Genomic DNA, 2149 nt, shown 5'->3' on the forward strand with positions numbered 1-2149 from the left:
AATACCGCCCACATGACTCGTTGGGCGGCGTCCCGCCGGTGCAGTTTATGCCCCGGCTAACCCTTGCTCTGAAACTCTATCAGCCGCTGTCTATTTGACGGGGAAGCTTGCGCTTTTGTCTCTCCAACTCAATCTGATACTTTTAATGAAGAATAAGTTCGTAATTCCCACTGAGAGCAAGGTTGATATCCCTAATGGATTGATTCCTATATATGTAGGTCCGTGGTGCAAGAAGGAATTTCATACAAGAAGTAGTTGCGATCTATCCTATAGTTGGAAATTATTTTGCTCTGAAAAAGAAAAATCTATTTTTTTTCAGGAGTTCAAAAATAATTTTTATATTCTGTTAGATCTCCTTCACGAGGAGATGAATTATATTCACGGAACAAAAATATCGAAAAATGGGTGGTTGATAATTCTTGGCCATTGGTTGATGTTGCATGTGAGTGCTGTGCTAGATAGGGTGGCTAGGGCGTGGCATGTGAGAAATGTATTCGCTGATGAGGGGTATGCCCCTTATATTGAAATTAGCCCTCCAGTTCCCTTGGATACTCAAGAATATGCTAAGATGATCGTTTCAGATGATTATAATCTATGGATATATTCAGAGATTTTTAAAAAAATAGGGATGGATGGGATAGGTGTTTCATCGGGGAATAATTTCAATATAGAAATACGTGAAGCCTCAAAGGTGAAGCCGTATGCGCGGATATCCGAGTATATAACGCCATTGTTAGCTTCCGTTTTTGGTGGCTGCTATATTAGAGATAGTGGGTTCTCAAGGCGAGAGTTATTGAAATTTATGGTGGGTTCTTATGGAACTATAGCGCCAATATCTGGAAGAAAAGAAGGGCTACCGTATGTGGGCGTCGATTTAAGTTTAAGAAAAGACTTATATGAAAGAGTGAAGGGAAAGTTTATAAAAAATAACTTTCCTATATCATTGACTATCGATACCATTCCCATAGTGTACCTGGAGGGGTTCTCGAATTTATCAGATCGTGTGCGTAAAAGATGGCCTGTGGGAGGGAGGAAGATACTAAGTAGTACTGGTTGGTATTCCGATGAACAATGTAAATTATGGATGGCTACCCAAAAGGATAGGGGGGTGGAAATCATAGGGACGCCTCATGGGGGGAATTATGGATCTCTGAAGAATATGTTCCCAGAGGAAATTGAAAAGATTATATGCGATAAATATTATACATGGGGGAAAAGCTGTCGTGATAATGATGCTAATTTTGCAATGTCGCCGAGATTGATATCTACGATTCTTGGGTCAAGGCGAATAAAAAAGGTCCGCCAAAGCAGATGTATATTATTTTGTGGTACTGCATTTCGTAAATATGGATATTATCCTTTCAGTTTTGCGGAGGATCATTATGAATATCTAGAATTACAAAAAAAATTCTTTTCTAATCTTAATAATAATACCTTAAGCAAGTTGAGATTTAGACCTCATATCAGCCATTTTAATAGTGGCATGTTAAGGTGCGTAAGAGAGATAGTGCCAGATCTATATATAGAAGATTGGTCAAGAAATTTCTTAAGTAGTTTGGTAAATTGCGAATTGTATGTGGCTGATCATCTCTCTACAACATATTCACATGCCCTTGCGTTAGGAAAACCATTTATTCTGTTTTGGAAAAAGGAACACTATTTGATAAAGCAAGAGTTGTCTGATGTTTTCCGATTGCTTGAGAATTGCGGGGTTCTCATGGATGATCCATGTGTAGCTGCTGATAGAATTAATTATATTGTTGAAAATGGCATTGCTGATTGGTGGAATCAAGATGAGATACAATCGTCAGTAAAGTATTTTAGAGAGCGCGTTGCTTGTGTTTCTGACGATTTTATGGGGCAGTGGATGAGGGTGTTGTCTGTATAGATATATGCTCATTTTCTATAGTTGATGTGTCGATGTAATGACCCAGCGGAACCTGCGCAGGTGGGGGTGCGGACGATTTCTTGGACTGTTTATACGGACATCAAGCCCATCACCTGACGATACTCGATGGGGCTACGTCCGCCAAGCGAGACCTTGATTCGGCGCTCGTTATACCAACGTATATACCTATCGAGTCGGCCCTGAAGTATCCATAAGCCATTGATAGCATGAGACAATACGGTCAATAAACACCGCCAAATC

Annotated in this window: 2 protein-coding genes; one reads left to right on the top strand and one right to left on the bottom strand. The window is 39.9% G+C overall.

Annotated elements, in window-relative coordinates:
• Positions 1–145: 145 nt before the first annotated feature.
• The gene (locus ABD022_RS14755; RefSeq protein ID WP_343822178.1) at positions 146–1888 is read left to right on the top strand and encodes an LIC12162 family transferase; all 1743 of its coding nucleotides are present in this window, start codon (positions 146–148) and stop codon (positions 1886–1888) included.
• An 89-nt stretch (positions 1889–1977) separates the two neighbouring features.
• Here the strand turns inward: ABD022_RS14755 and ABD022_RS14860 are convergent.
• Positions 1978–2149: IS3 family transposase (locus tag ABD022_RS14860; RefSeq protein WP_425545244.1), on the bottom strand; the 172-nt coding region annotated here is incomplete at its 5' end.

It is taken from the genome of Castellaniella daejeonensis (assembly GCF_039523555.1).
Classification (GTDB): Bacteria; Pseudomonadota; Gammaproteobacteria; order Burkholderiales; family Burkholderiaceae_B; genus Castellaniella; species Castellaniella daejeonensis.